Genomic DNA, 25,972 nt, shown 5'->3' with positions numbered 1-25,972 from the left:
TAGTGGCCTGTGCGGTTAATTGGTTATCTCAAGTTCGGATGACTGAGGCTCTGAGACAAGGCGCCGCGACGAGTCATAGCAGGGCTATGGCGAGGAGCGGCAACGCAGTATCGGGGTCTCAGGTGCCGAAATTGACTAACTGAATTAACCAAACAGGCCACTACAGCACTATCCATCAAGGAGTGATCCTATGAACCGTTCCCTTCCGCTGTTCGCCTGCCTCGTCTCGCTGAGCGGGTGCGTCACCAACGAGCAGTTCGTCGCCCAGAACCAGGAGGCGGCAGTCAAGGCCACCACCACCCGCGCCGCTTTCGAGCTGAACTGCCAGAACGTGACGCCGAGCGTGCTCACCAGCAAGGTCGTCCAGCTACGCTTCGGCTACGAACGCACCGAATACACCATTGGCGTACGCGGCTGCGGCAAGCAGGCGGTGTACCTCACCTACTGCCTGACGCCGGACAATTGCAATGCCATCAGCGACACCGCGCGCGTGAGCGAGGAGTGATCAACGCCCGGCGCGCGACTCGCGAATGTAGAAACGCGCCTTCTCGGCTTTCTCGGTACAGCCTTGATAGCCCTCGAATTGCTGCTGGGTCTTGGCTCCGGTGAGCAGCGACAACGCCTTCGAATAGCTGACGGTACCGGCAAATCCATCGGCCTTGGCCAGGTCGAGCTCTTTCCATGCGGCGTCCAGTTGCGAAGCACAGCTGTCACGGTAGGCGGTCTTGCCAGCACAGCCGGCCAGCGCCAGAACCAGCAAAGGTAGGCAGATCAGGGCTTTCATAGTGTTGCTCCTTGAATGGACGATCGAAAAAATTCTAGCTGGCGGTTGGAACGGCGCGCAGTGAAAAAGTGCCCAACCCTGATAAGAGCCTGTTCACGATCTCGCGAGCTAAAGCCGGACAAGGCGCAACGACCAGCGGGAGTAACAGCCAAAGGCTGGCCCGTAGGGTGAGCGCCAGCGAATAAAACGGACGAAGAGCGGAGTTTACGCGCTGTAAATGAGCATCTGAGCCCGGTTTTTAACGCCGTACGGCCGACGCGCAGCAGATCGTGAACAGGCTCTAAGACGGTCGACCACGATAATCGCAGCCGCACGCCTAGGCGAGTGAAGATTGCGCGCGTATGGTCACAGAAAGCCTGCAAACGAGGTCGGTTATGAGTAAGCGAGTAGCCCTGGTGCTGGGGTCGGGGGGCGCACGCGGCTATGCGCATATCGGCGTAATCGCCGAGCTGGAGGCGCGCGGCTATGACATCGCCTGTATCGCCGGCTGCTCGATGGGCTCGGTGATCGGCGGCATCTATGCCGCCGGCAAGCTCGGCGAGTACCGCGCCTGGATCGAAAGCCTGGACTACCTCGACGTGTTGCGCCTGGTCGATGTGAGTTTCCGCCTCGGCGCGATTCGTGGCGAAAAGGTCTTCGGGCGGATTCGCGAGATCGTCGGCGAAATCGATATCGAGAACCTCAACATCCCCTACACGGCCGTCGCCACCGACCTCACCAACCAGCAGGAAATCTGGTTCCAGGAAGGCTGCCTTCATCAAGCGATGCGTGCCTCGGCGGCGATTCCGAGTCTGTTCACACCGGTGGTCCAGGGCAACCGCATGCTGGTCGATGGCGGCATTCTCAATCCGCTGCCGATCGTCCCGGTGGTGTCCAGCCATTGCGACCTGATCATCGCCGTCAATCTCAACGCAACCAATCACAAACAGTACCGGCTGCCGGTGATCGAACGACCGCCGGCGCTCAAGAGTCGCTTCGATCAGTTAATGAGTTCGTTGACCACCCGCCTGCCCTCGTTCCGCTTCAAAACCAGCAGTGACGAGGAGGACTTGGCCATGCTGGTCGACGGAAGCCAGCCAAGCGCAGCGGAACCCAATCCCTGGATCGACGAGCCAGCCTTACCGCAAGCGCAGCAACCGATCGCCGCCCCGGAAAGCGAAGGCGCGCCGAAATCCGCCGAGGGCTCGGTGGTGTTGAGCAATATCGGCCCGGCCTCGCTGCTGGAGCTGATCAACCAAAGCTTCGAGGTGATGCAGACGTCGTTGGCGCAGTACAAGATCGCCGGCTATCCGCCGGATATCCTCATCAACGTGCCGAAGCGCGTCTGCCGGTTCTTCGAGTTCTACAGGGCGCCGGAGCTGATCGAACTCGGTCGGCAGATCGCCAGCGACACGCTGGACAAGTACGAGCAGGAGAATCGCTGAGCAACATGGCTGGCCCGGCCTAGCGCCGGACCAGCGTGGTCATGGCCGGTTGCGCTCGTCGAGAAAGCACAAGCTCTGGTAGAGCATCTCGATCTTCGGCATGGCGAAGCCGACCTTGGCGACCGCTGCCAGCGGCGCCGCATAGATCGCCCCGATTTCCAGCGGACGCTGGGCGGCGAAGTCGAGAAACATGCTTGGTTGGTAGTCGGTCTGGACGTCGGTCGATGCCCAAGCCATTTCGACGCTGCCAGCCGGCACCGGATGGCCGCACGCAGCGGCACCGGCCACTACCTCATCCATCAGCTCACGCACCAGCGCGCGGGTTTCCGGCTTGGTCATCAAGGCCCGCGAACCGCTGTTGAGCAGCACCGACAAGCCATTCAGGGGAATGTTGAACAAGAGCTTCTGCCAGCGCGCCTGGGCCAGGTCGTCCATGCTCTCCGCCTCCAGTCCGGCAGCGACAAACAGCCCGGCGCCTTCTTCGACGATTTGCTGAGCAGCCGTGCCCTTGGCTGGACCGGAGTGATAGCCCAGATTGACCCGCCCACCGCCGTAATGCTCGATCATTCCCGGCCCACGACGATGGGTCGAAACCAGGCACAGACCGCCGAGCAGATGCAGGCTTTCCGGTAGTAATGGCCGCAGCTCATCCTCAACCGCCAGACCGTTCTGCAACAGCACCACCTTGGCGCCCGGTGCAGCAACCTTGGCGATGGATGGGGCCAGCGCGAGGTTGGCGGTGGTCTTGGCGGCCACCAGCAGCCAATCGCAAGGCGGCATGTCGGCGGCGGCGCCATAGGCTTGCAGGGAGCTGGGACTGTAGTCGCCGAGCCGTTTGCTCTTCAGGGTCAGGCCGTGTTCCTGCACCGCGGCGAACTCGCTGCGATACAGGAAATGCACATCGAAACCAGCGCGCGCCAGCATCACTCCGTAGAAGCCGCCGATGGCACCTGCGCCGATGATGCCAATCCGGGTATTCGCGTTACTCATGAAATGTCCTCCTCGGTTACCCGGAAGGAAACCACATTTCGCTATCGGATATCAGCACTCGCGCAGGCGATAGCCAACGCCCGCTTCAGTCACGATGAAACGTGGCGCGGCGGGATCGTCGCCGAGCTTCTGGCGCAAGTGACCGACCACCACGCGCAGGTAGTGGCTATCTTCCGCATGGGTCGGCCCCCAGATGTCCTTGAGCAACTGCTGCTGGGTCACCACGCGCCCGAGATGACGTGCCAGTTGCGCCAGCACGGCGTACTCCTTGCGAGTCAGAGCGATCTCGACGCCATCCAGGCTCACCCGCCGGTAGGCGAAATCGATAGTCAGCGGGCCGCTGCTGACCTGCGCTGGCGCCTGCTCGCCGTTGTCGGCCTGACGGAGCAACACGCGCACGCGGGCGAGGAATTCCTGGATACTGAACGGCTTGGTCACGTAGTCGTTGGCGCCGCCGTCCAGGGCCAGGACCTTCTCGCCTTCGCTGGCGCGCACCGAGAGCACCAGTACCGGCACTTGCGACCACTGACGCAGCTCGCTGAGCACCTGCTGGCCATCCATATCGGGCAGGCCGAGGTCGAGCACCAGCAGGTCCGGCTTGGCCAACGCCGCCTGGGCCAAGCCTTCCGCCCCATTGGCCGCCTCCAGCACCCGGTATTGCTGGGCGCTCAAGCTGATGCGCAGAAACTTGCGGATCTGCGGCTCGTCGTCGATGACCAGGATGGTCGGTTGGTTGCTTGTCATGGGCTGAGTCTATTTCCGATGGTTTCCACGTGGTATCTGGGAACGCTCAATTTCGTAGGGCGGGTGAAACCCGCATTGCCGGTAGCCGCGGGTTGCACCCGCCCTACGTCTGCGCCTTGAAAACCATTACTCATCTTCCAACTGCGGCTGCGGGTGCAAGGGTAGATGCAGGGTCAGGGTCGTGCCCTGGCCGTCCATGCCGTCGCCGACCGTTACCTTCCCACCGTGCGCACCGATCATGCCCTGGCAGATCGCCAGGCCGAGCCCAGTGCCCTGCCCGCCCCGGTCGCCGCGAGCTGCGGTGTAGAACATGTCGAAGATCTTCGCCCGCTCGGCGTGGGGAATCCCCGGCCCCTGATCGCTGACCGCGAAGCGCAGCTCAGTCTCGTCCGCCTCGACCGTCACCTGCAGGCTGGCCTGGGTCGGTGAGAAGCGTGCGGCGTTCTCCAGCACGTTGATCAGCGCCTGTTCGATCAACGCGGCATGCACATACAGCAGCGGCAACTCGTCCGCCACGCGGGTTTGCACATTCAAAGGCGCCAACACCGCACGCAAGCGCTGCAGGGCGCTGGCGACGATGTCCACTGGCGCCACCCAGTCGCGGGCGAGCTTCAACTCGCCGTGGCCAAGGCGGGTCATGTCCAGCAAGTTCTGGATATAGCGGTCCAGGCGCTCGGCTTCGTCGCGGGTGCCCTCCAGCAGCTCGCGGCGGTCGGCCAGCGAGATCGCCTCGCCGAGCGCCAGCAGGCTGTCGATCGAGCCGCGCATGGCGGTCAGCGGCGTACGCAGGTCGTGGGATACCGAGGCCAGCAGTGCACTGCGCAATTGCTCGGTCTCACCGTGCAGGCGCGCGGCTTCCAGATCCTCGGCCAGCTGCGCGCGGGCCAGCGCCTGGGCCAATGGCTGGGCCAGCGCGGCGAGCAGGCGGCGGCGCTCGGCCGGTAGCACACGCCCATCACGCGGACTGACGCCGAGCAGCGCCAAGGGACCGTCGTCGCCGGACAGCGGCCACCACCACCAGCGCCCACCCGGCAGTGTGCCGGTGCCGAGGCCGGCCGGCTGGTCGTGGCGCCAGCACCAGTCGGCGGCGGCGCGCTCCTGCTCGGCGAGCAGGCGCTGTACGCCCGCTTCGACCTTCCACACCCCGTCTGCACTGCGCCCCAACAGACACACCTCGACGTCGCTCCAGACGGAAAACTGTTGCGCGGCCACCGCCAGCACCGCCTGCCGATCGGTGGCGGCGGTCAGCTTGCGCGACAATTCGAGGAGTGCCGTGGTCTCGCCCTGGGTCTGCCGCAGCGCGTCCACCTGGCGACGCTGCCGCGCGGCGAGGTTGCCAGTGAGGCCGGCCATCAGCAGGAAGAACAGCAGAGTCAGCACGTCTTCCTGGCGCTGGATGGTCAGGGAAAAAATTGGCGGAATGAACAGGAAGTCGTAGGCCAGGAACGACAGCGCCGCGCAAGCCAGCGCCGGACCCAGACTGCTGCGCACGGCGACCAGCAGCACCGCGGCGAGAAACACCAGGGAGATGTTCGGCAGCTCCAGGGTCCGCGATACGGCCCAGGCCAGTCCCGCAGCGCCGAGCGCGGCGCACGCGGCAAGCAGGTAGTCGCGCAGCACCCAGGGCGCGCGGGTCCGCTGCGCCGCCGGCGCATGGCCGATGTCGGTGTCCAGCACGCTGACTTCCAGGCCTTCGCCAAAACGCAGCAGGCGCTCGGCGAGACCGCGACCCAGCCAGCGGCGGCGCAGGCGCTGGCGACTGCGGCCGACCAATAGCAAACTGGCGCGGCGCTCGGCCGCATGCTCGATCAGCGTACGGGCGACTTCCTCGGCGCGCAGGGTGATCACCTCGCCCCCGAGACGTTCGGCCAGTTGCTGGGCCGCCTGCAGGCGCGCACGCGCCTGTTCGTCGTGCGGCCGACCGATGTCGACATGCACCAGCGACCAGGGCAGATGGCGCCGCTCGGCAACCCGGCTGGCATGCCGCACCAGACGTTCGGCCTGCTCATCGCCGTCCACCCCGACCAGCAGCCGCCCGCGCACGGTCGGCGCCTCCTGGCCGAGCTGGCGGTAGCGCCGGTTGAGGTCGGCATCGACCCGCGCGGCGGCGGTCTGCATCGCCAGCTCGCGCAGCGCGGTGAGGTTGGTCTGGCTGAAGAACGCATCGATGGCCGCGCGCGCCTGCTCCGGCACATACACCTTGCCGTCGCGCAGGCGCTCGAGCAGTTCGCGCGGTGGCAGGTCGATCAGGAGGATTTCGTCGGCTTCCTGCAGCACCCAGTCCGGCACCGTCTCGCGCACCTGCACGCCAGTGATATCGCGCACCTGGTCGTTAAGCGCCTCAAGGTGCTGCACGTTGACCGTGGTGTAGACGTCGATGCCGGCTTCGAGCAGCTCCAGCACGTCCTGCCAGCGCTTGGCATGGCGACTGCCGGGCGCGTTGCTGTGCGCCAGCTCGTCGACCAGCACCAGCTGCGGCGGCTTGGCGAGGATGCCGTCGAGGTCCATCTCGGTCAGCGCCACGCCGCGATATTCCAGACGCTTTAACGGCTGCTGCGGCAGACCGGCGAGCAGCGCCTCGGTCTCCGCGCGACCGTGAGTCTCGACCACCCCGGCACGCAGGTCGGCACCCTGACGCAGTTGCGCCTGCGCCGCCTGGAGCATGGCGAAGGTCTTGCCGACCCCCGGCGCCGCACCGAGAAAAACCTTCAACCGGCCGCGCCCGGCCTTGGACATATCGGCCAACAGGGCATCGGCGCGGACGGCGTCACTCATGCGTTTCACTCATGCAGTTTAGGGATGGAGGCAATGGCGGGATTGTCGGCGAGAGCCAGATTGAGCGCCAGCACATTGACCACTGCCGGGCCCACCAGCGGCGTCTCGGTGTTCTGCTGCACCAGGCGTTGCAGGCTATCGGTGGTCATACCGCGAGCGGCGGCGATGCGCGGGATCTGGTAGCCGGCCGCGGTCGGCGACAGGTGCGGATCGAGGCCGCTGGCCGAGGTAGTGACCAGCTCCATCGGCACCGTGCCCTGCCCTACTTCGGCCAGGCGCACGGCTTCCTTGCCTATGCGTTCGGCCAGCGCCGGGTTGCTCGGCGCCAGGTTGCTCGCACCGCTGGCCACCGTGGCGAAGTTCGCCGCCGACGGGCGCGGCTGAAACCACTGCTCGCCCTCGAACGACTGGGCCAGCAGCGCGCTGCCGCGCACCACGCCTTGGGCATCGCGCACCAGGCTGCCGTTGGCTTGCTCGGGGAACGCCACTTGGGCGATGCCGGTGACGGCGAGCGGATAGGCCACGCCGGTAATCAGAGTCATCAGCACCAATAGGCTGATGGCGGGACGGAATTGCTTGAGCATGATGGTTCTCCGAATCTGTATGTATCAGTTGCCTAAGCCGTAGCCCGGATGCAATCCGGGAGGGCGTCCCCGGATTGCATCCGGGCTACAAAATCTTCACACCTGCACCTAACCAGTCCCCCCTCCCACACTTCATAAACAGAGCGTGGGCGAGGGGAGAAAAAGCGCTACACCAGTCCCACCGCCACCAGCAGCAGGTCGATCAACTTGATCCCCACGAACGGCGCGATGATCCCGCCGAGGCCGTAGATCAGCAGGTTGCGGCGCAGCAGGCTGGCCGCGTCGGCGGCTTGCACGCGCACCCCACGCAGGGCCAGGGGTATCAGCGCGACGATGATCAGCGCGTTGAACACGATGGCCGAGAGGATCGCGCTCTGCGGGCTGTGCAGCTGCATGATGTTGAGCGCGCCGAGCTGCGGGTAGATGCTGGCGAACAGCGCCGGGAGGATGGCGAAGTACTTGGCGATGTCGTTGGCCACCGAGAAGGTGGTCAACGCGCCGCGGGTCACCAGCAGCTCCTTGCCGACCTGCACCACGTCGAGCAACTTGGTCGGATCGCTGTCCAGGTCGACCAGGTTGGCCGCCTCGCGGGCCGCCTGGGTGCCATCGTTCATCGCCAGACCGACGTCGGCCTGAGCCAGCGCCGGCGCGTCGTTGGCGCCGTCGCCGCACATGGCGACCAGCTTGCCGTCGGCCTGCTCGCTGCGGATGCGCTGCAGCTTCTTCTCCGGCGTGGCCTCGGCGAGCACGTCATCGACCCCGGCTTCGGCGGCGATGGCAGCGGCGGTCAGCGGGTTGTCGCCGGTGACCATCACGGTGCGGATGCCCATCTTGCGCAACTCGGCGAAACGCTCGCGGATGCCCGGCTTGACCACGTCCTTGAGATGGATCGCGCCAAGCAGGCGACCGTGCCCGGCGACCAGCAGCGGCGTACCACCGCTCTGGGCGATCTGCTCGACCTCGCGGGCCAGCGGAACAGGTAGCTGGTCGCGACCAAGACCCAGGAACATCAGGAGCGAGTCCACCGCGCCCTTGCGATACACATGACCGTTCCAGTTGACCCCGGACAGCCGCGTCTCGGCGCTGAACGGCACCACCTCGATCTCTGCTCGCGCCGGCTCGGCGAGCGGATGCAAAGCGCGCAGGAATTCGACGATCGACTTGCCCTCCGCCGTGTCGTCGGCCAGCGAGGCAAGCAACGCGCCTTCGCCCAGTTCGCGGGCACTCACCCCCGGCGCGGCGTACAGCGCGGTGCAACGACGGTTGCCGAAGGTGATGGTGCCGGTCTTGTCGAGCAGCAAGGTATGCACATCGCCCGCCGCCTCAACCGCACGACCGGACTTGGCGATCACGTTGAGGCGCACCAGGCGGTCCATGCCGGCGATGCCGATGGCCGAGAGCAGGCCGCCGATGGTGGTCGGGATCAGCGTCACCAGCAGCGCTACCAGATACACCAGCGGCAGCTCGCCGCCGGCGAAGCGGGTGAACGGCTGTAGGGTGGCAACCACCAGCAGGAAGATCAGGGTCAGGCCGATCAGCAGGATATCCAGCGCCACTTCATTGGGCGTTTTCTGCCGCTTGGCGCCTTCGACCAGGGCGATCATCCGGTCCAGCGTCGACTCGCCCGGGTTGGCGGTAATGCGCACGCGCAGCCAGTCGGAGACCAACCGAGTATTGCCGGTCACCGCCGAGCGATCACCGCCGGACTCGCGGATCACCGGCGCCGATTCGCCGGTGATCGCCGCCTCGTTGACCGCGGCGATGCCTTCGATCACCTCGCCGTCGCCGGGAATCAGCTCGCCGGCCTCGACGCGCACGACGTCACCCTTGCGCAGTTGGCTGGCGGCGACCGCCTGGTAATCACCGACGCTCAGCTGACGACGTGCCATCAGGCCCTTGCCACCGGCGCGCAGGCTATCGGCGCGCGCCTTGCCGCGGCCTTCGGCGAGGGCCTCGGCGAAGTTGGCGAACAACACGGTGAACCACAGCCACAGGGCGATCTGCACGGCCAAGCCGACGCTCACCGCGGGGTTGGGAATGAAGCACAGCACCGTGGTAACGATCGCAGTCAGTTCGACCACCAGCATCACCGGCGCGCGCTTCAACTGGCGCGGGTCAAGCTTGACGAAGGCCTGCAACAGCGCTGGTCGCCACAACGCAGCGAAACTCGTGCGCGACGCCGCTTTGGCGGTTTTCATTTCCTGGGTTTGCACATTGGCATTCATATCCATTTCCTCAATGCGCCAGTTGGCCAAGGTGTTCGGCGATCGGCCCAAGGGCCAGTGCCGGCAGGAACGTCAGGCCGCCAACCAGCAGGATGGTCAACGTCAGCAGAGTGACGAACAGCGGGCCGTGGGTCGGGAAGCTGTTTCTGCCGATGGGCGCGGTCTTCTTCGCCGCCAGGCTGCCGGCGATGGCGAGGATCGGCAGGATGTAGCCGAAGCGCCCGATCAGCATGGCCAGGCCAATCATCAGGTTGTGGTACGGCGTGTTAGAGCCGAAGCCACCAAAGGCCGAGCCGTTGTTCGCCGTACCGGAGGTGTAGTTGTAGAGAATCTGGCTGAAGCCGTGGGCTCCCGGGTTGCTCACCGAGGCCGCCGGCCCTGGCAGGCTGGCCGCCAGGGCGCCGAGCACCAGCACGCCGACCGGCATCACCAGCAGGGTCGCGACCAGCAAGCGGACCTCGCGGGCCTCAAGTTTCTTGCCGAGGTACTCCGGCGTGCGGCCGATCATCAAACCGGCGAGGAACACGGCAATCAGAACGAACAGCAGCATGCCGTACATCCCGGCACCGACGCCGCCGAAGACAATCTCGCCGAGCATCATGTTGAACATCGGCACCAATCCGCCCAGTGCACTGAAGCTGTCATGCATGGCGTTCACCGAGCCGTTCGACGCCGCGGTAGTGGTGACCGCCCATAGCGCCGAAGCGGTGATGCCGAAGCGGCTTTCCTTGCCTTCCAGGGAGCCGACCTGCTCGATCGGCAGCGCAGCCAACGCCGGATTCGGCTGATATTCGGAATACAGGGTTACGCCCAGGCCGAGCATGAAGATGACCAGCATGCAGGCCAACAAGGCGCGGCTCTGGCGCAGGTCCTTGACGTAGTGGCCGAAGGTGAACAGCAGCGCCGCCGGGATCAGGATGATCGACGCCATTTCAAACAGGTTGCTCCAGGCCGTCGGGTTCTCGAACGGATGCGCCGAGTTGACGCCAAAGAAGCCGCCACCGTTGGTGCCGAGCTGCTTGATGGCGATCTGACTGGCGGCCGGGCCGAGCGGAATGGTCTGGTCGGCGCCGAGCAGGGTTTTGGCCTGCACGTAATCGAGGAAGGTCTGCGGCACGCCCTGCCAGACCAGGAACAACGCCAGCAGCAGGCACAGTGGCAGCAGTCCGTAGAGAGTGGCGCGAGTCAGGTCGACCCAGAAGTTGCCGAGGTTGTGGGTGGATTTGCGCGCAATGCCACGGCAGAACACCACCAGCACGGCCAAGCCGACCGCCGGGCTGACAAAGTTCTGCACGGTCAGGCCAATCATCTGGCTGAAATAACTCAGCGACGCCTCGCCGCTATAAGCCTGCCAGTTGGTGTTGGCGACGAAGCTCACTGCGGTGTTGAACGCCAGTGTCCACTCCAGCCCCGGCAGCTGTTGCGGGTTGAGCGGCAGCGCACCCTGCCCCACCAGAATCGCGAAGAGCACCAGCAAGCTGGCTGCAGTGAAGGCCAGCAGGGCCAGCATGTAGGTTTTCCAGTCCTGCTCAGACTGTTCATTCACCCCGGACAGGCGATAACAGAAGCGCTCGAGCGGACCGAACAGCGGGCTCAGCAGGGTCTTCTGCCCTTCCATGGCGCGGTACAGGTAGCGGCCGAGGAACGGCGCGGGGACCAGCACAAGAGCGAAGAAGGCCAACAACAATAGGTAATCTTGAACTTGCATCACGCCTCCTAACTACGATCGGCGCGTAGCAGCGCGGTCAGCAAGTAAATGAACAGCCCCAAAGCCAAAGCCAGGGACACGCCATCGAGAATGCTCATGAGTAATGCTCCTTAATGCGGACTCTCCCGCTGTGGAGTCATTCTCGAAAGGAAGGGCGTAAAGGAACGAGTCGTCAGCCGCGAGCGCGGCATAAAGAAGACGTAAAGAAAGACCATGCCTCAGCTATGTGTGCACCCCGCTTTTGTAGGGTGGGTTAGCCGCGTAACCCACCAGCGGTGCCATCTCGAACACCGGCGTCCAGCCTGCTCGGTGGGTTACGCCTACGGCTAACCCACCCTACGAATCATCACCCCAAACGCCGCCTACCTGGCCTGTACGTCCCAACAGGTGACCGAGGCATAACCCCACTTTATTGGGGCGTTACGGACGATTTGTCCGGCGGTTCCGTGCCGGTTATCACCGGCTCCTCAAGTTTTCCCGGCTTGACCGTCAACACCGGCGCAGGCGGCAACGAAGGATCATGGGCGATCCAGTCACTGACCAGGCTGTAGGCAACCGCCAACAGAGTCGGGCCGAGGAACAGGCCCATGAAGCCGAAAGCCAGCAGGCCACCGAACACACCAAGCAGCACCACCACCAGCGGCAGATTACCGCCGCGACTGATCAGGTACGGCTTAAGCACGTTGTCCACGCCGCTGATGATGAAAGTGCCCCAGATCGCCAGGAACACCGCATAACCGTACTCGCCGTGCCACACCAACCAAGCGGTGGCGGGAATCCAGACCAATGGCGGCCCCATGGGAATCAGGCTGAAGGCGAAGGTGAGCAGGCCGAGCACCAGTGCCCCCGGCACCCCGGCGATCCAGAAGCCGATCAGCGCCAGCACGGCCTGCGCCGCCGCAGTGCCGATCACGCCATTGACCACACGCTGCACGGTGCCGGCCACCAGCTCCAGGTAGTGATCAGCCCGGTCGCCGATCAGGCGGCGCAGGCCACTGCGCACGAAGATCGCCATGCGCGGACCGTCGCGGTAGAAGAAAAACACCAGCACCAAACTGAGTACCAGCTCGACCAGGCCCGCGCCAATTTGTGCGCTGCGCGCCAGCAGCCAATTGCCGACCTCACCCATGTATGGTTTTAGGCTGGCGAAGAACGCCGACCCCTGCTGATCGATGGTGTACCAGAGCCGGATCAGGCGCTCGCCAATCAGCGGAATAGTCCCCAACCAGTCGGGCGGCGCCGGCAGACCCTGCATCTGCACGTCCTTGAGCAGACTCATGCCATCGCGGATGTGATCGGCGAGGTTGATGGTCAGCATTACCAACGGTACGGCGACGAGCAGCATCCAGCCCAGGGTCAGGATCGCAGCAGCAGCAGTGGTACGGCCATTCAGCCAGCGGGTCAGCAGTGGCATCAGCGGCCAGCTGGCAAAGGCGAGCACGGCCGCCCAGAACAGTGCCGACCAGAACGGAGCCAGCACCCACAGACTGGCACCGAGCAGCGCCAGCACCAGAATCTGCAGCAACAGGCGATCATTGGTGGGCATGGACAAGCTTCCTTAATGATGAAAGTGGTCCGCGCAGAAGAGCGAACCGATGACCTACACGATGTCTGACTCGCGCCTGCCCTTCAAGGCGCAGCCGCTCTAGCGGGCCGCTTTAACGCCAGATTGGCAACGTAGATGATTTTTCAACGGCCTGCTAGCGCAACTGTTTGATGTGTAACCCCAACACCTCACCCGGCTCCAGCTCGAGGCGCGCCGCACGCACCCGTTGCTGGATCAGTGCCTCACGCCAGGCCTCGGCATGCGTCCCTGACAGACTGACCCGCAGGGTGGTGTCGAGGTTCAGGCAGCGAGCCAGCAACTCACTCCAGTTCGCTGCCGGCTCGCCGTCGAGACGCGGCAGCGCCAGCTCGCCGGTGGCGCGCAGCTGCCGCAATAAAGTACCCGCAGTGGGCAACAGCTCACCCAACGGCGCGCTGGCTTGCAGTTGCTCGACATGCAAATAGGCGCGGCGGTTGCCACGAGTGATGCCGTACAGCGCGACCAGTACATCCTGCTGCGGTGGCGCCAGACGCAGCAACAGGTAGTCCTGCTGCTCGTCCGAGCCCATCAGCTTGGCGTTACCAAATACCGAATTGGCCCACAGGCTGCTGGAGCCGCAATCGCGCCCTTCACACCAGTACAACAGTTCGGCGCCCTGCTCCTGCAATGCTTGGCGGGTAGCGTTGAAAGCCTGATCGCCGAAGTGTTCGGCGGGTAGCTGATAGGTCACCGAGGTCAGCTGACCTTGCGTGGCGACCTGTTGCTCATAGCGCAGCTGATTGCTGATGCGGCGGATCGAACCCTGCGGATAGATGCGTTCCTGATCAGTCTGCTCACGGAAGTCGACGATTTCCGCCCGGGGAAACCGCGGAATACCGGCAAGATCATGACTGTCGGGCAGATCAGCGGCCACGGCGCTGAAACTGCAGAGAACTAGCGCCAAAGTCCGGCGCAGAGACATCGAGAAGCTCATCGCATCAACATCGATTGCGCACCTTTGATCACCTGCTCATCCGGCTCGCGACGCTTGGGTACCGCCAAACCGCGCTGCACCGCCGGCCGCGCCTCGATGGCTGCCAGCCAGCGCTGCAGATGCGCGAGGCCGTCGAGGGAGATGCCAGCCCAGTCGTACAAACGCACCCAGGGAAACGTGGCGATGTCGGCAATCCCATACTCGCCGGCCAGGTACGGTGCTTCGCTCAAACGGCTGTCGAGCACCTCATAAAGACGGCGGGTTTCGTGCTGATAACGGTCGATGGCCGGCTGCAGCTTCTCCGGGAAGTAGCGGAAAAATACGTTAGCCTGACCCTGCATCGGGCCGACGCCGCCTATCTGGAACATCAGCCACTGAATCGCCAGCGAGCGAGCCTTGGCATCCTGCGGCAGCAATTGGCCGGTCAATTCGGCGAGGTAGAGAAGGATGGCGCCGGACTCGAACACGGCGAAGTTGTCATTGTCGCGATCGACGATGGCCGGGATGCGGCCATTCGGATTGATCTTCAGAAAGGCAGGGCTTTTCTGTTCCTTCAGCTCGAAGTTCAGCGGGTGCACTTCATAGGGCAACCCGAGCTCTTCGAGGGCGATGGACACCTTGTGGCCGTTGGGGGTGGCGGCGGTGTACAGATCGATCATGTGCTTCTCCTGTCTCGACCCACCCAGCCTTACCGCTCGGCCGAAGCCCGTCAAGCAGGATGGAAGAAGCGATTGAAACAGTCTGCGACGGCCTGCGCGCCCTCCTCGTCTTCCAGGTGCAGATGGTGACGACCGGGCAGCTCGGTGATCTCGACGGGCAGCCGCTCGAGCATGTCGAAGGTGCCGGGAATCTTCCGGAGAATGCCTTGTTGGGCGACCACCAGATTGATCGGGCAAGTGATGCGCTCGACGAAGGCCAGCGCCTGCGGCAGAGTCAGGCGCACCGGCGAAGGGAGGGCCAGACGACTATCGGTGCGCCAAACATAACCGCCGGGCACCGGCATTACGCCACGCTGGGCGAGCAGTTCTGAGGCCTCGCGGTTGACCGGCACTTGGCCTTTCATGCGCGCCTCGATGGCTTTGTCGAAGCTGTCGTGTACGCGCTTGCGCTTGCTGCCATGGGCCTTCTGCGCGTCCAGCGCGGTGGCCAGTTCCGCAGCCATGGCTTGTGGCTCGGCGGTGTGGGGAATGATTGCGTCGATCAACGCCAGGCGTTCAACTCGATGCGGCATGGTGCCGGTCAGCAGGGTCGAAACAATGGCGCCCATCGAATGACCCAGTAGCGAGAAACGCTCCCAGCCGAACTGGTCGGCCACCTGCAGGATGTCGGCGACGTATTCCCAGATCAGGTAGCTGGCACCCGGCGGGCGATGGTCGGAATAGCCATGCCCCGCCAGGTCAACCGCCACAATACGCAGTCCGTGCAACTTGGGAATCAACCGCGCGAAGCTCATCGCGTTATCCATCCAGCCATGCACCGCGAGCACCGGCAGGCCGTCTTCCGGACCGGAAATATGCGCTGCCAACTCGATATGCGGCAGGCTCAGACGGACTTCCTCGACCTGCATGCTCATCGCGGCTCCTGCATAGCGCGGCGTTGATCCCAGCGACTCAACAGCTGTTTGACCAGTTCGGCGGTGTCCTGCGGACGCTCGAAGGGGAACATGTGGCCGCCGGGCAGGGTCAGGTATTCGCCTTGCGGGACACGGCGTACCAGTTGTGCATCGCGCTTGCGCACCACCCGACTTTGCTCGCCACGAACCACGGCCATTGGCACCTGCAACTGCTGCGGCGCGCCGGGATTGGTATGCGGAACGTTGCGATAGATGCTCAGCTCTGTGGCCGGATCGAAGCGCAGGCGCAGGCCGTCCTGACACGCCTGCAAGCCGTGCTCGACGTAGGCATCCAGGCACTCTGGATCGAAATGGCGGAACAGGGATTTCTCGGCGAAATAGGCGCGCGCTTCAGCAGGATCGTTGAACAGTTCACGGCGGCCCTGGGTGCGTCCGGCCGGCGTTACCCGATCGATGAAGCCGAAGCGTTTCGCGGTACGGATCGCCAACCGATGCGGCAGGCCCAGGATCGGCGAGTCCAACAGCACCAGCCCGCGGTACAGCTCGGGGCGTTGCAAGGCCGCGCGGTAATGCAAGATACCGCCCAGCGAATGCCCGACGCCCCATACCGGCTCGCCGAGCGATTCGAGATGGTGGAGCAATTCGCCAACCAACTCCTCCCAGTTCTCCCCCACCGGAAAGCGCGGATCATGGCCGTGCTGCTCCAGATGTTGGACCCGGTACGCGGGCGCGAGCTCGGCAAACAATTTGCCGTAAGTGGCCGAAGGAAAACCGTTGGCGTGAGCGAAGAAAACGGGCTGTGACATGGTCATCGTCTAAAAAGGGATACACAAGGATTGTCCGGCAGGCAGGTGCTTGCGGCAATGACAAAACGGTCAGTGAATGATGGCAGTACGGCCAAAACCAAGGCTGACGCTCCCGCGGGAACGCCAATTGGCTCAGAACCTGTTTACGATCTCGCGAGCTAGAGCCGTGCAAGGCGCAACGACCAGCGGGAGTAACAGCCAAAGGCTGGCCCGTAGGGTGAGCGCCAGCGAATAAAATGGGCGAAGAGCGGAGTTTACGAGCTGTAAATGAGCATCCGAGCCCAGTTTTTAACGCCGTATGGCCGACGCGCAGCAGATCGTAAACAGGTTCTCAAGCTTTAGGCGGTTGCTCGCCCAGCGGCACGATGGCCATGGTCAGCCGCGAGATACAGCTCGGCTTGCCATCTTCACCGCTCAGGCGGATACCCCAGACATGCGTGGTCCGGCCCAGATGCACCGGCCGCGCCACCGCCGTGACTCGCCCGCTGCGCAGGCCACGCAAATGGTTGGCGTTGACCTCCAGCCCGACGCAGTAATAACGGCTGCTATCGAGGCACAGGAAACTCGCGGTCGAACCGAGGGTTTCGGCCAGCACGACCGAGGCCCCTCCATGCAATAAACCAAAGGGTTGGTGAGTGCGACGATCGACCACCATGCTGGCGGTGATCGACTCGTCATCGAACGATTCGAAGCGGATATCCAACAGCTCGCCAATGCTGTTGCGCAGGTTGGCGTTGAGTCGCTCCAGATCGGGTGTATTGCGCCATAGGCTCATGAAAACTCCTTAACAGGCCGTTGAAAAACTACCTACGTTGCCGATACGGCGTTAAAAACGGCCTCAAAATGCTCATTTACAGCGCGTAAACTGCGCTTTTTCGGCCGTTTTTGCCTTGTCTCGGCTGCCTCGGCTACATTTTTCAACGGCCTGTTAGCCATGCCAGAGCACCGTTTCACGACGATCCAGCCACTCTTGGAAATGCGGCTGATAGGTGCCTTCCACGACATTGCGCTTGATCTTCAGGGTGGGCGTGAGAAAGCCATTTTCGACCGCCCAGTTGTCCTGCAGGAGGACCAGGGTGAGCAGCCGCTCATGCTTGTCGAGCACCTTGTTCACGTCGTCTAGCAGGGTGCGGAAACTGCTTTCCAGATCGCCGCGGGTGCCGCCCTGCACCGAGCGCCGGCCGACTTCAGACAGCACGCACAAGGCCAGCGGTTGCGGCAGGCTGTCGCCAACCACGCACACCTGCTCGATCAGCGGATGCACCGCCAAACGGTTTTCGATCGGTGCTGGGGCGACATATTTGCCCTTGCTGGTCTTGAAGATTTCCTTGAGCCGTCCGGTCAGCCGCAGGTAGCCGTCGGCGTCCTCTTCACCCTTGTCGCCGGTACGTAGATAACCGTCCGCGGTGATGGTTTCGGCAGTCTTTTCCGAGTCTTTGAAATAGCCCTGCATGGTCGCGCCGCTGCGCACCTGCAGTTCACCGTCGTCAGCGATACGCACCTCGACGCCCAGACTTGGTTGGCCGATCCAGCCAGTCTTGATCTTGCCCTTCCGGCACAGATGGGAATAACCGCAGTTCTCGGTCATGCCATAGACCTCGAGCACTTCCAGGCCCATGCGTTGATACCAGTTCAACAGCGCTTGCGGCACGGGCGCAGCACCGCATAGCGCTAGGCGCACCGCATCCAGGCCAAGACCGGTGAGCACTTTGCGGCCAACGATGCGACCGATGATCGGCAGGCGCAGAAGGAAGTCCAGCTTGGCCGCCGGCATCTTGCTGTACACGCCCATTTGAAACTTGGACCAAATGCGCGGCACACCGAACATCAAGGTCGGCCGGGCACGCTTGAGGTCTTCCAGGAAGGTATCCAGGCTTTCGGCGAAGAACACCGCTGCCCCGCTATACAGGGACCCCAGCTCAACGAACATGCGCTCCGCCACATGACACAGGGGCAGATAAGAAATCAGCCGATCGTTCTCGCTGCTCTGGAACATCTGCATGCCGTTACTACCGGCAAAACCAAAGTTACCGAAGGTGTGCATCACGCCTTTCGGGGTGCCGGTGGTCCCGGAGGTGTAGATGATCGTGGCCAGTTGATCGGCCGTTGGCGACGGGTTGTCGCGGATCGGCGCGCTGGCTTGCAGGTCGCTCCACTGATAGTCGAACTGACCTGGCGGATGCAGCGGCAACGCTATGGTCGGCACACCGGAAGGCACGCCCGCCACCATGGACGGCCAATCGTCCAACTTGCCGATGAGTACCAGCATCGACTCGGAATGCTCGAGTACCTGGCGGGTCGATTCGGCGCTCAGATTCGGATACAGCGGCACCGAGATGTGCCCAGCCATCCAGATCGCCAGGTCGGCGACGATCCAGTGCGCGCAGTTCTTGGAGATGATTGCGATGCGACTGCCGGCGGGCAGTTCGCGGGCGCGTAGCCAGTTGGCGGCGCGGCGTGCCTGGTCGCCGACATCGGACCAGCTCAGTTCTTCGACCTGGTCGCCGCCCAGCGGCTGCACCAGATAACGCTTATTCGGGTGTCGAGCTTCGCGCTCGTAGAACACTTCCAACGGCAATCGAACTGCATTAGCCACGACATCCTCCTTGTTTTTGTTATGGAGACAGTCAACCAAGCACTTGCTTGGTCGAATATTCCATGCACAAACCCGAGGTGCAACCGGAGAAATGTTTCCGTGTGTAGTCGTCTTGCCAGATCACGACGTTAGTGCGGATGCACCAGCGCGAGCAAATCCATACTGCCGGCCGCAAAGATGTCGCCATCCAGTTCGGCAAGGCTGGCGGTGCTCATCGGTAGGGGCTGCTGACGATGGCCGTGTACCAACAGCCCTCCCAGGTCACCGATAAATGGCTGGTGACTGACCAGCAACACCTCACGTTCAGCGTACTCGTCGAGATGCCGCAAGGCCTCGGCGGGTGAGCTGTCCGGAGTCAGCCAGGGCACCGTGGTGATCGACACGCGCACGCCCAACGCCTCGCGCACCAGTTCGGCGGTCTGCTGCGCGCGGATATATGGACTGGCGAGGATCGCCGCCAGCGGCCGACCATCCAATTGCGCGCTGCTTTGCAGCACTTCCTTGCGCCCGCGCTTGGTCAGATGCCGCTCGGCATCGGTGCGCGCGTGCGGCTCTGCTTCGCCGTGGCGCAACAACCACAACCTCATAGCTTGGGCTCTTCGTCACGCACCGGGTGCGGCGCTGGAGGCACCGCGTGAGCAGCCTCGCCTTCTGGCGCTTGCGGGGTCGGCCAATCAGCGAAAGGCCAGGGTTTGATGTCGCTATTGAAGGTACCGAAGCGGCCGATCTGCGCCAGATACTGGCTGAGGCTGTCGCCCAAACCCAACAGGCTGGCGTTGGGTGCGCTGTAGAACAGGCGATAACCCAGTTGCAACAGGACTACCGCCCCGAGCACCAGCTCGGCTAGCTGCCAGATAATGACAAAAACCACCATCCACAGAATGCGCAGCACAATAGACTCGTGCTGCAGTTCATTGGTGTCGTTCATGGCGTTTCCCTCTTCATAATTGCGTCAATTACTGAAACCCGCCGACTTAGAAGCCGCTGAGCGAAATAAAGTCCACATCGGTCTTCGGCTCGCCGCGCATCAACAGCTCGATAACCTGCGTCAGAGTACGCCCTTCAAACAAAATCGCATGCAGGCCAGCCACCAGCGGCATGTAGATCTGCAATTCCTCCGCCTTAGCCTTGAGCACCTTCAGGGTATTAACCCCTTCGGCGACTTCACCGAGCCGGGTTACCGCTTCCTCCAAGCTCAATCCCTCGCCCAGGGCGAAGCCGACCTGATAATTGCGGCTTTTCGGCGATGTGCAGGTGACGATCAGATCGCCCACGCCAGCCAGCCCCAGAAACGTCATCGGATTGGCCCCGAGCTTGACCGCAAAGCGCGTCATTTCGGCCAGGGCACGGGTGATCAGCATGCTTTTGGTGTTCTCGCCCATGCCAAGCGCAGCGGCCATGCCGGCGATGATCGCGTAGACATTCTTCAGCGCCCCGCCCAGCTCGACACCGAAGCGGTCGCCGCTCGCGTAAACCCGAAAAGTGCGGCCATGCAGGACTGCCTGAACGCGCGCGCAAAGTGCTTCATCCTCACTGGCCACCACCGTCGCGGTGAGCGCGTGTTCGGCGATTTCCTTGGCCAGATTGGGCCCGGATAGCACGCCGATATGGGCCTGCGGCGCGACCTCCTCGAGAATCTGGCTCATCAGCTTAAAGCTCTGCGCCTCGATGCCTTTGGTCAGGCTGATCAGTTGCTTGCCCGCCAACTGCGCGCCATGCGGCTGCAGTACGGTGCGCAAGGCACTGGATGGAATGGCCACGAAAAACAGCTCGCAGGCCACCAACGTCGCGGCGAGATCAACGCTTGGCGTCACGCTCGGATGAACTTTTACGCCCTTCAGATAACGAGGATTCTCCCGCGTAACCCGAATGGCCTCCGCTTGCTCGGGATCGCGCATCCACAGACGCACCAACTGGCCATTCTCAGCCAGCAAATTAGCCACCGCAGTACCGAAACTACCGCCACCAAGGACGGCAATGGGTTGTTGCTCAGTCATAAAGAATCCGTGTGGCTATCACATTAAAAAGCCGTTGCGAGCATTATACGGAGCGTCTGGCGGGCAGCTAGCATTTGCCTACGCGAGCCAGAAGATACTGATTATTCTGCTAATTTTGCTCAAATAGAGTAGTGGCAGAGGCACTTCAAACGGCATCCCGGTTATGGTGGAAGCCCGATTGCTATATTTCCTGCAGCCCGAACTAGAGTTTTAGCATGCGTTCACATCCCACGGACGAGCCCACACGAGGCCAATGGATGCGCCGTCTCCCGCCACTTACCGGCGACTGTGAGTTAGCTGTCTTCTCGCACCTTGCTCGAGTAGCGCGGCGATGAACTTGCGCCGCGGCTGGGACATTCATACCCGAACCCAGTTGATCAGTCTGGGACCAGCGCTGGTGCTGACGCTGCTGCTGACCGGTTTTTTCACGTTCGCTCGCCTTCAGGACCTGCGCCAGGAACTCAACCACACCGGCCAGCTGATCGCCAACCAGCTGGCGCCCGCCACCGAATACGGTGTGCTCAGCGGCAATCTGCAGGTGCTGCATAAGCTTCTCAAAGCCACCCTGGACACGCCGCACGTGCGCTTCTTGGAGGTGCGTGATCGTGACGACCGTATCCTCGTCTACATCGAGCAGCCCAACAGTCCCAAGCAGGCGTCACAAGTGGAAATCTTCCACGCGCCGATCCGCCTGCAGCACCTGACGTTGCCCGCCGAGGTGCTGCGAGGTAACCAACATCTCGATCAGGTCGGCAATAACTACCTCGGTCGCGTGGTGGTTGGCATGTCCAACGATGCCTTTAGCAGCCGCCAGCAGGAAATCCTGCTCAAAGCCATGGTTCTCGTGGTGCTGGCTTTGCTGCTGACCTTTGCAATTGCCCGTCGCCTGGCCCGCGGCTTGTCCAAACCGCTGAGCGCGATGGGCAAGACGGTCGAAGCCATCCAGGCCGGGCACTACGACAATCGACTGCCGGCCGGCGGCGAAGGCGAATTGAGCGATTTGGCCCGGCATATCAATAACCTTGCCAGTGCCCTGGACCACGCCAGTCGTGAGCAGCAGCAGGCCATGGCGGAGCTGATCAACGCTCGCGAGGAATCCGAACAGGCCAACCGGGCAAAATCCGAGTTTCTGGCGATGATGAGCCACGAGCTGCGCACCCCGATGAACGGTGTACTAGGTATGCTGCAGCTGCTGGAAACCACCGAGATGAACCAGGAGCAAGTGGAATATGCGGCCCTGGCGACCGAATCCACCGAGCATCTGCTCAAGGTGATCAACGACATTCTCGACTTCTCGCGGATCGAGCGCGGCGCGCTGGAACTCGAGCAGATCCCGTTCAACCTGCTGGAGCTGCTGCAAAGCTCCACCCAGGTTTTCCAGCACAGCGCCCAGCAGCGCGGCCTGGAGCTGAAGCTGGATTGCCAGGCCGGCCTGGAAAACCTCGAAGTCCAAGGCGACCCGACGCGCATCCGGCAAATCCTGGTCAACCTGCTCGGCAACGCCCTGAAATTCACGGAGGAAGGTGGCATCCGCCTGCAGGCCCGCTGGCAGCCGCTGGACGACGAAGTGCTGTGGTTCACCTGCGCGGTTCACGACAGCGGCATCGGCATTCCGGCAGAGCGCCTGGAGCACATGTTCGATGCCTTCCAGCAGGCCGATAGCTCGATTTCACGGCGCTACGGCGGCACCGGCCTTGGCCTGCCCATCGCCCGCACGTTGGCCGAGCGCATGGGCGGCACCTTGCGGGCGGAAAGCGCCGACGGAAAAGGCTCGATATTCACCCTGGAAATTCCGTTGCCGTTCCGGACTCAAGTAGCCGGCGCCCTGACCAATCGACCGATCAGCGAGCATCTTAGTAGCGGCCATGAGGTGCTGCTGGTGGAAGACAATCCGGTCAATCAGACCGTAATCGAAGCCATGCTGCGCAGTCTCGGTTATCAGGTCAGCCTGGTCAGCGATGGCGCTGAGGCGGTGCACAGCGCCAGCCGGCAGCAATTTTCCGCGATCCTCATGGATTGCCGCCTGCCCGTCATGGACGGTTACGAAGCGACCCGACAGATCCGCGAACTCAGCGGCCAGGGTGGCGTGCCGATCATCGCCCTCACCGCCAACGCACTGCAGGGCGACCGCGAAGCCTGTCTGCAGGCAGGCATGAACGACTACCTGTCCAAACCGTTCAAACGCTCCGATCTACAGCGTATTTTGCAGCGCTGGCTTCCCCCCGACCTTCGGTGAGTGGCCGTCCGTCGACCACTTTGTTAGCGTACCGCTCCGATGGGGCGTTCTCCTATACGTGCTGCCATGCTGTACAAGTGCTTGGCGCACTGTGACTTTCATCAACACGCAACAGTCTACGACTAGGCTGTCAGACACCATGCGGTGCGCAGGCAGCCTGGATTTGCCCAGCCCTGCTGCACAGGGATCATTGAGGAGCTCGCATGACCAAACAAAACGCCTTTACCCGGGAAGACCTGCTGCGCTGCAGCCGCGGCGAGTTATTCGGTCCGGGAAATGCGCAACTGCCCGCCCCGAACATGCTGATGGTTGATCGCATCACCCATATCAGCGAAGTCGGCGGCAAATACGGCAAAGGTGAATTGGTCGCCGAGCTGGATATCAACCCTGACCTGTGGTTCTTCGCCTGCCATTTCGAGGGTGATCCGGTGATGCCGGGCTGCCTGGGCCTTGACGCCATGTGGCAGCTGGTAGGTTTCTATCTGGGCTGGCAAGGCAATCCGGGCCGTGGCCGCGCGCTGGGATCCGGCGAAGTGAAGTTCTTCGGCCAGGTTCTGCCGACCGCCAAAAAGATCACTTACAACATTCACATCAAGCGCACCATCAGTCGTTCGTTGATCCTCGGCATCGCCGATGGCAGTGTCAGCGTCGATGGTCGCGAGATCTACAGTGCCGAAGGCTTGCGCGTCGGTCTGTTCACTTCCACTGACAATTTTTAAGGGTTATCCGCATGCGTCGCGTCGTGATTACCGGTTTGGGCATCGTTTCTTGCCTGGGCAATGACAAAGACACCGTTTCTGCCAACCTGCGTGCCGGGCGCGCCGGGATCCGCTACAACCCGTCCTATGCCGAGATGGGCTTACGCAGCCAGGTGTCCGGCTCGGTCGACCTGAAGCTGGAAGAGCTGATCGACCGTAAGGTGTTCCGCTTCATGGGCGACGCCGCGGCTTATGCGTACCTGGCGATGGAACAGGCGATCAAGGACTCCGGCCTGAGCCAGGAGCAGGTTTCCAATCCGCGCACCGGCCTGGTCGCTGGCTCCGGTGGTGCTTCCACCATCAACCAGATGGAAGCCATCGACACCCTGCGCGAAAAAGGCGTCAAGCGCATCGGCCCATACCGCGTGCCGCGCACCATGAGCAGCACCGTGTCGGCCTGCCTGGCCACGCCGTTCGAAATCAAGGGCGTCAACTACTCGATCTCCTCCGCCTGCGCCACCAGTGCCCACTGCATTGGTCACGCCATGGAGCAGATCCAGCTGGGTAAACAGGACATCGTCTTCGCCGGCGGCGGCGAAGAAGAGCACTGGAGCCAGAGCTGCTTGTTCGACGCCATGGGCGCCCTCTCCACCCAGTACAACGAAACCCCGGAGAAGGCCTCGCGCGCCTACGACGCCAAGCGTGACGGCTTCGTCATCGCCGGCGGCGGTGGCATGGTGGTGGTCGAGGAACTGGAGCACGCCCTCAAGCGCGGCGCCAAGATCTACGCAGAAATCGTCGGCTACGGCGCGACCTCCGACGGTTACGACATGGTTGCCCCGAGCGGCGAAGGCGCGACCCGCTGCATGCAGCAGGCGCTGGCCACCGTTAGCGACCCGATCGACTACCTGAACACCCACGGCACCTCCACCCCGGTGGGCGACACCGCGGAAGCCGGTGCGGTACGGGCCGTGTTCGGCGACAAGGCACCGAAGGTCAGCTCGACCAAGAGCCTGTCCGGTCACTCGCTGGGCGCCGCCGGGGTACACGAGGCGATCTATTGCATGCTGATGATGGAAGGCAACTTCATTGCCGGTTCAGCCAACATCGACGAAGTCGATCCGGCCGTTGCCGACCTGCCGATCGTGCGCAAGACCGAGGAAAACGCCAAGGTCGACGTGGTGATGAGCAACAGCTTCGGTTTCGGTGGCACCAACGCCACCCTGATCTTGAAGCGCTGGACCGGCAAGTAAGCCGCTCCCGCAATAAAAAAGGGCGCCTCACGGCGCCCTTTTTTATTTCTCCGGTTTTTAGATCTCCCGGCCTCAGGCCGCGCTGTCATTGTGATGCAGGCCGCGATGCAGACGGTTGATACGTGGCACCAACATCGGCACTTCGCGACGATAGTCGGCATATTCCGGATGCGCGTCCTGCAAATCGCGCTCCTCGAGCTGAATGGCCGACAAGATGTAGGCCGTGTTCAGCAGCGCGAACAGCGCGTGGGTCATGGTCATTTCCGGAGTGGCCCAAAACGCGATGAACCAGCCGACATACAGCGGATGACGCACGATCTGGTAGACCGCCGGAGTCTTGAAGGTCAGCGGCTGGTACGCCCGGCCGAGCAATTGCAGCCACACCTGACGCAGACCGAACAGGTCGAAATGGTTGATCAGGAAGGTGCTGTACAGCACCAGCAACCAGCCGAAACCGAACAGCGCATACAGCACACCGCGACCGACCGGGTTTTCCACCGACCAGAACACTCCGCCGACCGGCTGCCAGAAGCTGAACATCAGGATCAGCGCCAGGCTGGAAAACAGCACGTAGGTGCTGCGCTCGGCCTCGACCGGCACCCATTGCGTCCACCAGCGCTTGAACGCCGGCCGGGCCATCACGCTGTGCTGCAGGGCGAACAGCGCGATCAGCAGGACGTCGATGAGCACCGCGTTGGTCGACGGCAGCCGTGGCTCGCCATCCAGCGTGCTCGGTACGAACGGCAAGTTACCGACGAACGCGATCAGATAGAGAAACGTGGCGAAGAAGATCAGATAGCTCACAACGCCATAGATGAAGATGGAAGTGCGCTTGAACATGTTCGGCTCCTCGGCAAGCAAGCGACCGTACTGCCCGGCCCGGCGACACCTACGCGATTCAGGCAGAGAAAAGGGAACGGACGGCAAAACTCGGCAGTTGCACGCCCTGGCGGCCCAGTGGTGCAGCGGCGCAGCGGCCGAGTAGCGGGAGTTGGCGTTCGATCGAATGGCGTTTCATGCTCGGTACCTACCTTGGCTAGTGATTCGGTGCAGTGTTCTG

At 62.9% G+C, this 25,972-nt stretch carries 24 protein-coding genes; 5 read left to right on the top strand and 19 right to left on the bottom strand.

Translation table 11 applies throughout. The annotated features are described in order from the left end of the window. The first annotated feature begins 190 nt into the window (after window positions 1-190). The gene (locus NVV93_RS07930) at window positions 191-505 is read left to right on the top strand and encodes a hypothetical protein (protein ID WP_258253883.1); all 315 of its coding nucleotides are present in this window, start codon (window positions 191-193) and stop codon (window positions 503-505) included. On the opposite strand, the gene NVV93_RS07925 is transcribed toward NVV93_RS07930, so the two are convergent. Next, window positions 506-784, bottom strand: coding sequence for a hypothetical protein (locus NVV93_RS07925; RefSeq protein ID WP_258253882.1), 279 nt, complete (start codon window positions 782-784; stop codon window positions 506-508). It lies immediately after the preceding gene. Window positions 785-1,158: 374 nt separating this feature from the next. Between NVV93_RS07925 and NVV93_RS07920 the strand changes: the two genes are divergently transcribed. Further along, on the top strand, window positions 1,159-2,208 hold the full coding sequence (locus NVV93_RS07920) for a patatin-like phospholipase family protein (RefSeq protein WP_258253881.1): 1,050 nt from the start codon (window positions 1,159-1,161) through the stop codon (window positions 2,206-2,208). A 39-nt stretch (window positions 2,209-2,247) separates the two neighbouring features. Here the strand turns inward: NVV93_RS07920 and NVV93_RS07915 are convergent, their stop codons facing one another. The 17 genes from NVV93_RS07915 to NVV93_RS07835 form a co-directional block, all read right to left on the bottom strand. Further along, window positions 2,248-3,198: a putative 2-dehydropantoate 2-reductase gene (locus NVV93_RS07915; RefSeq protein ID WP_258253880.1), complete on the bottom strand. Its 951-nt coding sequence runs from the start codon at window positions 3,196-3,198 to the stop codon at window positions 2,248-2,250. A 51-nt stretch (window positions 3,199-3,249) separates the two neighbouring features. Beyond that, window positions 3,250-3,942 carry a response regulator gene (locus NVV93_RS07910; protein WP_258253879.1) on the bottom strand — a complete coding sequence of 231 codons (693 nt, stop codon included), beginning with the start codon at window positions 3,940-3,942 and terminating at the stop codon, window positions 3,250-3,252. Window positions 3,943-4,068: 126 nt separating this feature from the next. Then, a complete protein-coding gene (locus tag NVV93_RS07905; RefSeq protein ID WP_258253878.1) occupies window positions 4,069-6,717 on the bottom strand; it encodes a sensor histidine kinase KdpD in 2,649 nt (882 codons plus the stop codon). A gap of 5 nt (window positions 6,718-6,722) precedes the next feature. Continuing rightward, window positions 6,723-7,301 (bottom strand): potassium-transporting ATPase subunit KdpC, encoded by a 579-nt coding sequence (gene kdpC / locus NVV93_RS07900; RefSeq protein WP_258253877.1) that lies wholly within the window; start codon window positions 7,299-7,301, stop codon window positions 6,723-6,725. A 167-nt stretch (window positions 7,302-7,468) separates the two neighbouring features. Beyond that, window positions 7,469-9,526, bottom strand: a complete 2,058-nt coding sequence (kdpB, locus tag NVV93_RS07895; protein ID WP_375162914.1) for a potassium-transporting ATPase subunit KdpB — start codon at window positions 9,524-9,526, stop codon at window positions 7,469-7,471. 10 nt (window positions 9,527-9,536) lie between these two features. Further along, window positions 9,537-11,234 carry a potassium-transporting ATPase subunit KdpA gene (kdpA, locus tag NVV93_RS07890; protein ID WP_258253875.1) on the bottom strand — a complete coding sequence of 566 codons (1,698 nt, stop codon included), beginning with the start codon at window positions 11,232-11,234 and terminating at the stop codon, window positions 9,537-9,539. 8 nt (window positions 11,235-11,242) lie between these two features. Continuing rightward, window positions 11,243-11,332, bottom strand: a complete 90-nt coding sequence (kdpF, locus tag NVV93_RS07885; protein WP_258253874.1) for a K(+)-transporting ATPase subunit F — start codon at window positions 11,330-11,332, stop codon at window positions 11,243-11,245. Window positions 11,333-11,643: 311 nt separating this feature from the next. Continuing rightward, a complete protein-coding gene (locus NVV93_RS07880; protein WP_258253873.1) occupies window positions 11,644-12,780 on the bottom strand; it encodes an AI-2E family transporter in 1,137 nt (378 codons plus the stop codon). A 154-nt stretch (window positions 12,781-12,934) separates the two neighbouring features. Further along, the gene (locus tag NVV93_RS07875; RefSeq protein WP_375162913.1) at window positions 12,935-13,753 is read right to left on the bottom strand and encodes a DUF4892 domain-containing protein; all 819 of its coding nucleotides are present in this window, start codon (window positions 13,751-13,753) and stop codon (window positions 12,935-12,937) included. After that, window positions 13,750-14,412: a glutathione S-transferase family protein gene (locus tag NVV93_RS07870; protein WP_258253871.1), complete on the bottom strand. Its 663-nt coding sequence runs from the start codon at window positions 14,410-14,412 to the stop codon at window positions 13,750-13,752. Before NVV93_RS07870 ends, NVV93_RS07875 begins: the two co-directional genes overlap by 4 nt. Before the next feature lie 50 nt (window positions 14,413-14,462). Next, window positions 14,463-15,326 carry an alpha/beta hydrolase gene (locus NVV93_RS07865; protein ID WP_258253870.1) on the bottom strand — a complete coding sequence of 288 codons (864 nt, stop codon included), beginning with the start codon at window positions 15,324-15,326 and terminating at the stop codon, window positions 14,463-14,465. Continuing rightward, window positions 15,323-16,132, bottom strand: a complete 810-nt coding sequence (locus NVV93_RS07860) for an alpha/beta fold hydrolase (RefSeq protein ID WP_258253868.1) — start codon at window positions 16,130-16,132, stop codon at window positions 15,323-15,325. The genes NVV93_RS07865 and NVV93_RS07860 overlap by 4 nt, the downstream gene beginning before the upstream one ends. 331 nt (window positions 16,133-16,463) lie before the next feature. After that, window positions 16,464-16,907, bottom strand: a complete 444-nt coding sequence (locus NVV93_RS07855; protein ID WP_258253867.1) for a hotdog fold thioesterase — start codon at window positions 16,905-16,907, stop codon at window positions 16,464-16,466. Window positions 16,908-17,060: 153 nt separating this feature from the next. Further along, the gene (locus NVV93_RS07850) at window positions 17,061-18,728 is read right to left on the bottom strand and encodes an AMP-binding protein (protein ID WP_258253866.1); all 1,668 of its coding nucleotides are present in this window, start codon (window positions 18,726-18,728) and stop codon (window positions 17,061-17,063) included. Between the two features lie 128 nt (window positions 18,729-18,856). Then, the gene (sixA, locus tag NVV93_RS07845) at window positions 18,857-19,315 is read right to left on the bottom strand and encodes a phosphohistidine phosphatase SixA (RefSeq protein ID WP_258253865.1); all 459 of its coding nucleotides are present in this window, start codon (window positions 19,313-19,315) and stop codon (window positions 18,857-18,859) included. Next, complete coding sequence (locus tag NVV93_RS07840) at window positions 19,312-19,656, bottom strand: DUF4389 domain-containing protein (RefSeq protein ID WP_258253864.1); 345 nt, start codon at window positions 19,654-19,656, stop codon at window positions 19,312-19,314. The genes sixA and NVV93_RS07840 overlap by 4 nt, the downstream gene beginning before the upstream one ends. 46 nt (window positions 19,657-19,702) lie before the next feature. Beyond that, window positions 19,703-20,725: an NAD(P)H-dependent glycerol-3-phosphate dehydrogenase gene (locus tag NVV93_RS07835; RefSeq protein WP_258253863.1), complete on the bottom strand. Its 1,023-nt coding sequence runs from the start codon at window positions 20,723-20,725 to the stop codon at window positions 19,703-19,705. 331 nt (window positions 20,726-21,056) lie between these two features. Here NVV93_RS07835 and NVV93_RS07830 point away from each other — a divergent pair, with 331 nt between their 5' ends. The 3 genes from NVV93_RS07830 to fabB all read left to right on the top strand — a co-directional run bounded on the left by NVV93_RS07830 (window position 21,057) and on the right by fabB (window position 24,912). Further along, window positions 21,057-22,961 (top strand): ATP-binding protein, encoded by a 1,905-nt coding sequence (locus NVV93_RS07830; protein ID WP_258253862.1) that lies wholly within the window; start codon window positions 21,057-21,059, stop codon window positions 22,959-22,961. 203 nt (window positions 22,962-23,164) lie between these two features. After that, window positions 23,165-23,680 carry a 3-hydroxyacyl-[acyl-carrier-protein] dehydratase FabA gene (gene fabA / locus NVV93_RS07825; protein WP_119894037.1) on the top strand — a complete coding sequence of 172 codons (516 nt, stop codon included), beginning with the start codon at window positions 23,165-23,167 and terminating at the stop codon, window positions 23,678-23,680. 11 nt (window positions 23,681-23,691) lie between these two features. Further along, entirely contained in the window at window positions 23,692-24,912 is a 1,221-nt protein-coding gene (fabB, locus tag NVV93_RS07820; protein WP_258253861.1) for a beta-ketoacyl-ACP synthase I, read from the top strand. 72 nt (window positions 24,913-24,984) lie between these two features. Here the strand turns inward: fabB and mddA are convergent, their stop codons facing one another. After that, a complete protein-coding gene (gene mddA, locus NVV93_RS07815; protein ID WP_258253860.1) occupies window positions 24,985-25,752 on the bottom strand; it encodes a methanethiol S-methyltransferase in 768 nt (255 codons plus the stop codon). Window positions 25,753-25,972 lie beyond the last annotated feature (220 nt).

The organism is Pseudomonas sp. LS44, from assembly GCF_024730785.1.
Taxonomy (GTDB): domain Bacteria; phylum Pseudomonadota; class Gammaproteobacteria; order Pseudomonadales; family Pseudomonadaceae; genus Aquipseudomonas.
This window is presented reverse-complemented; position numbering and strand designations above follow the sequence as displayed.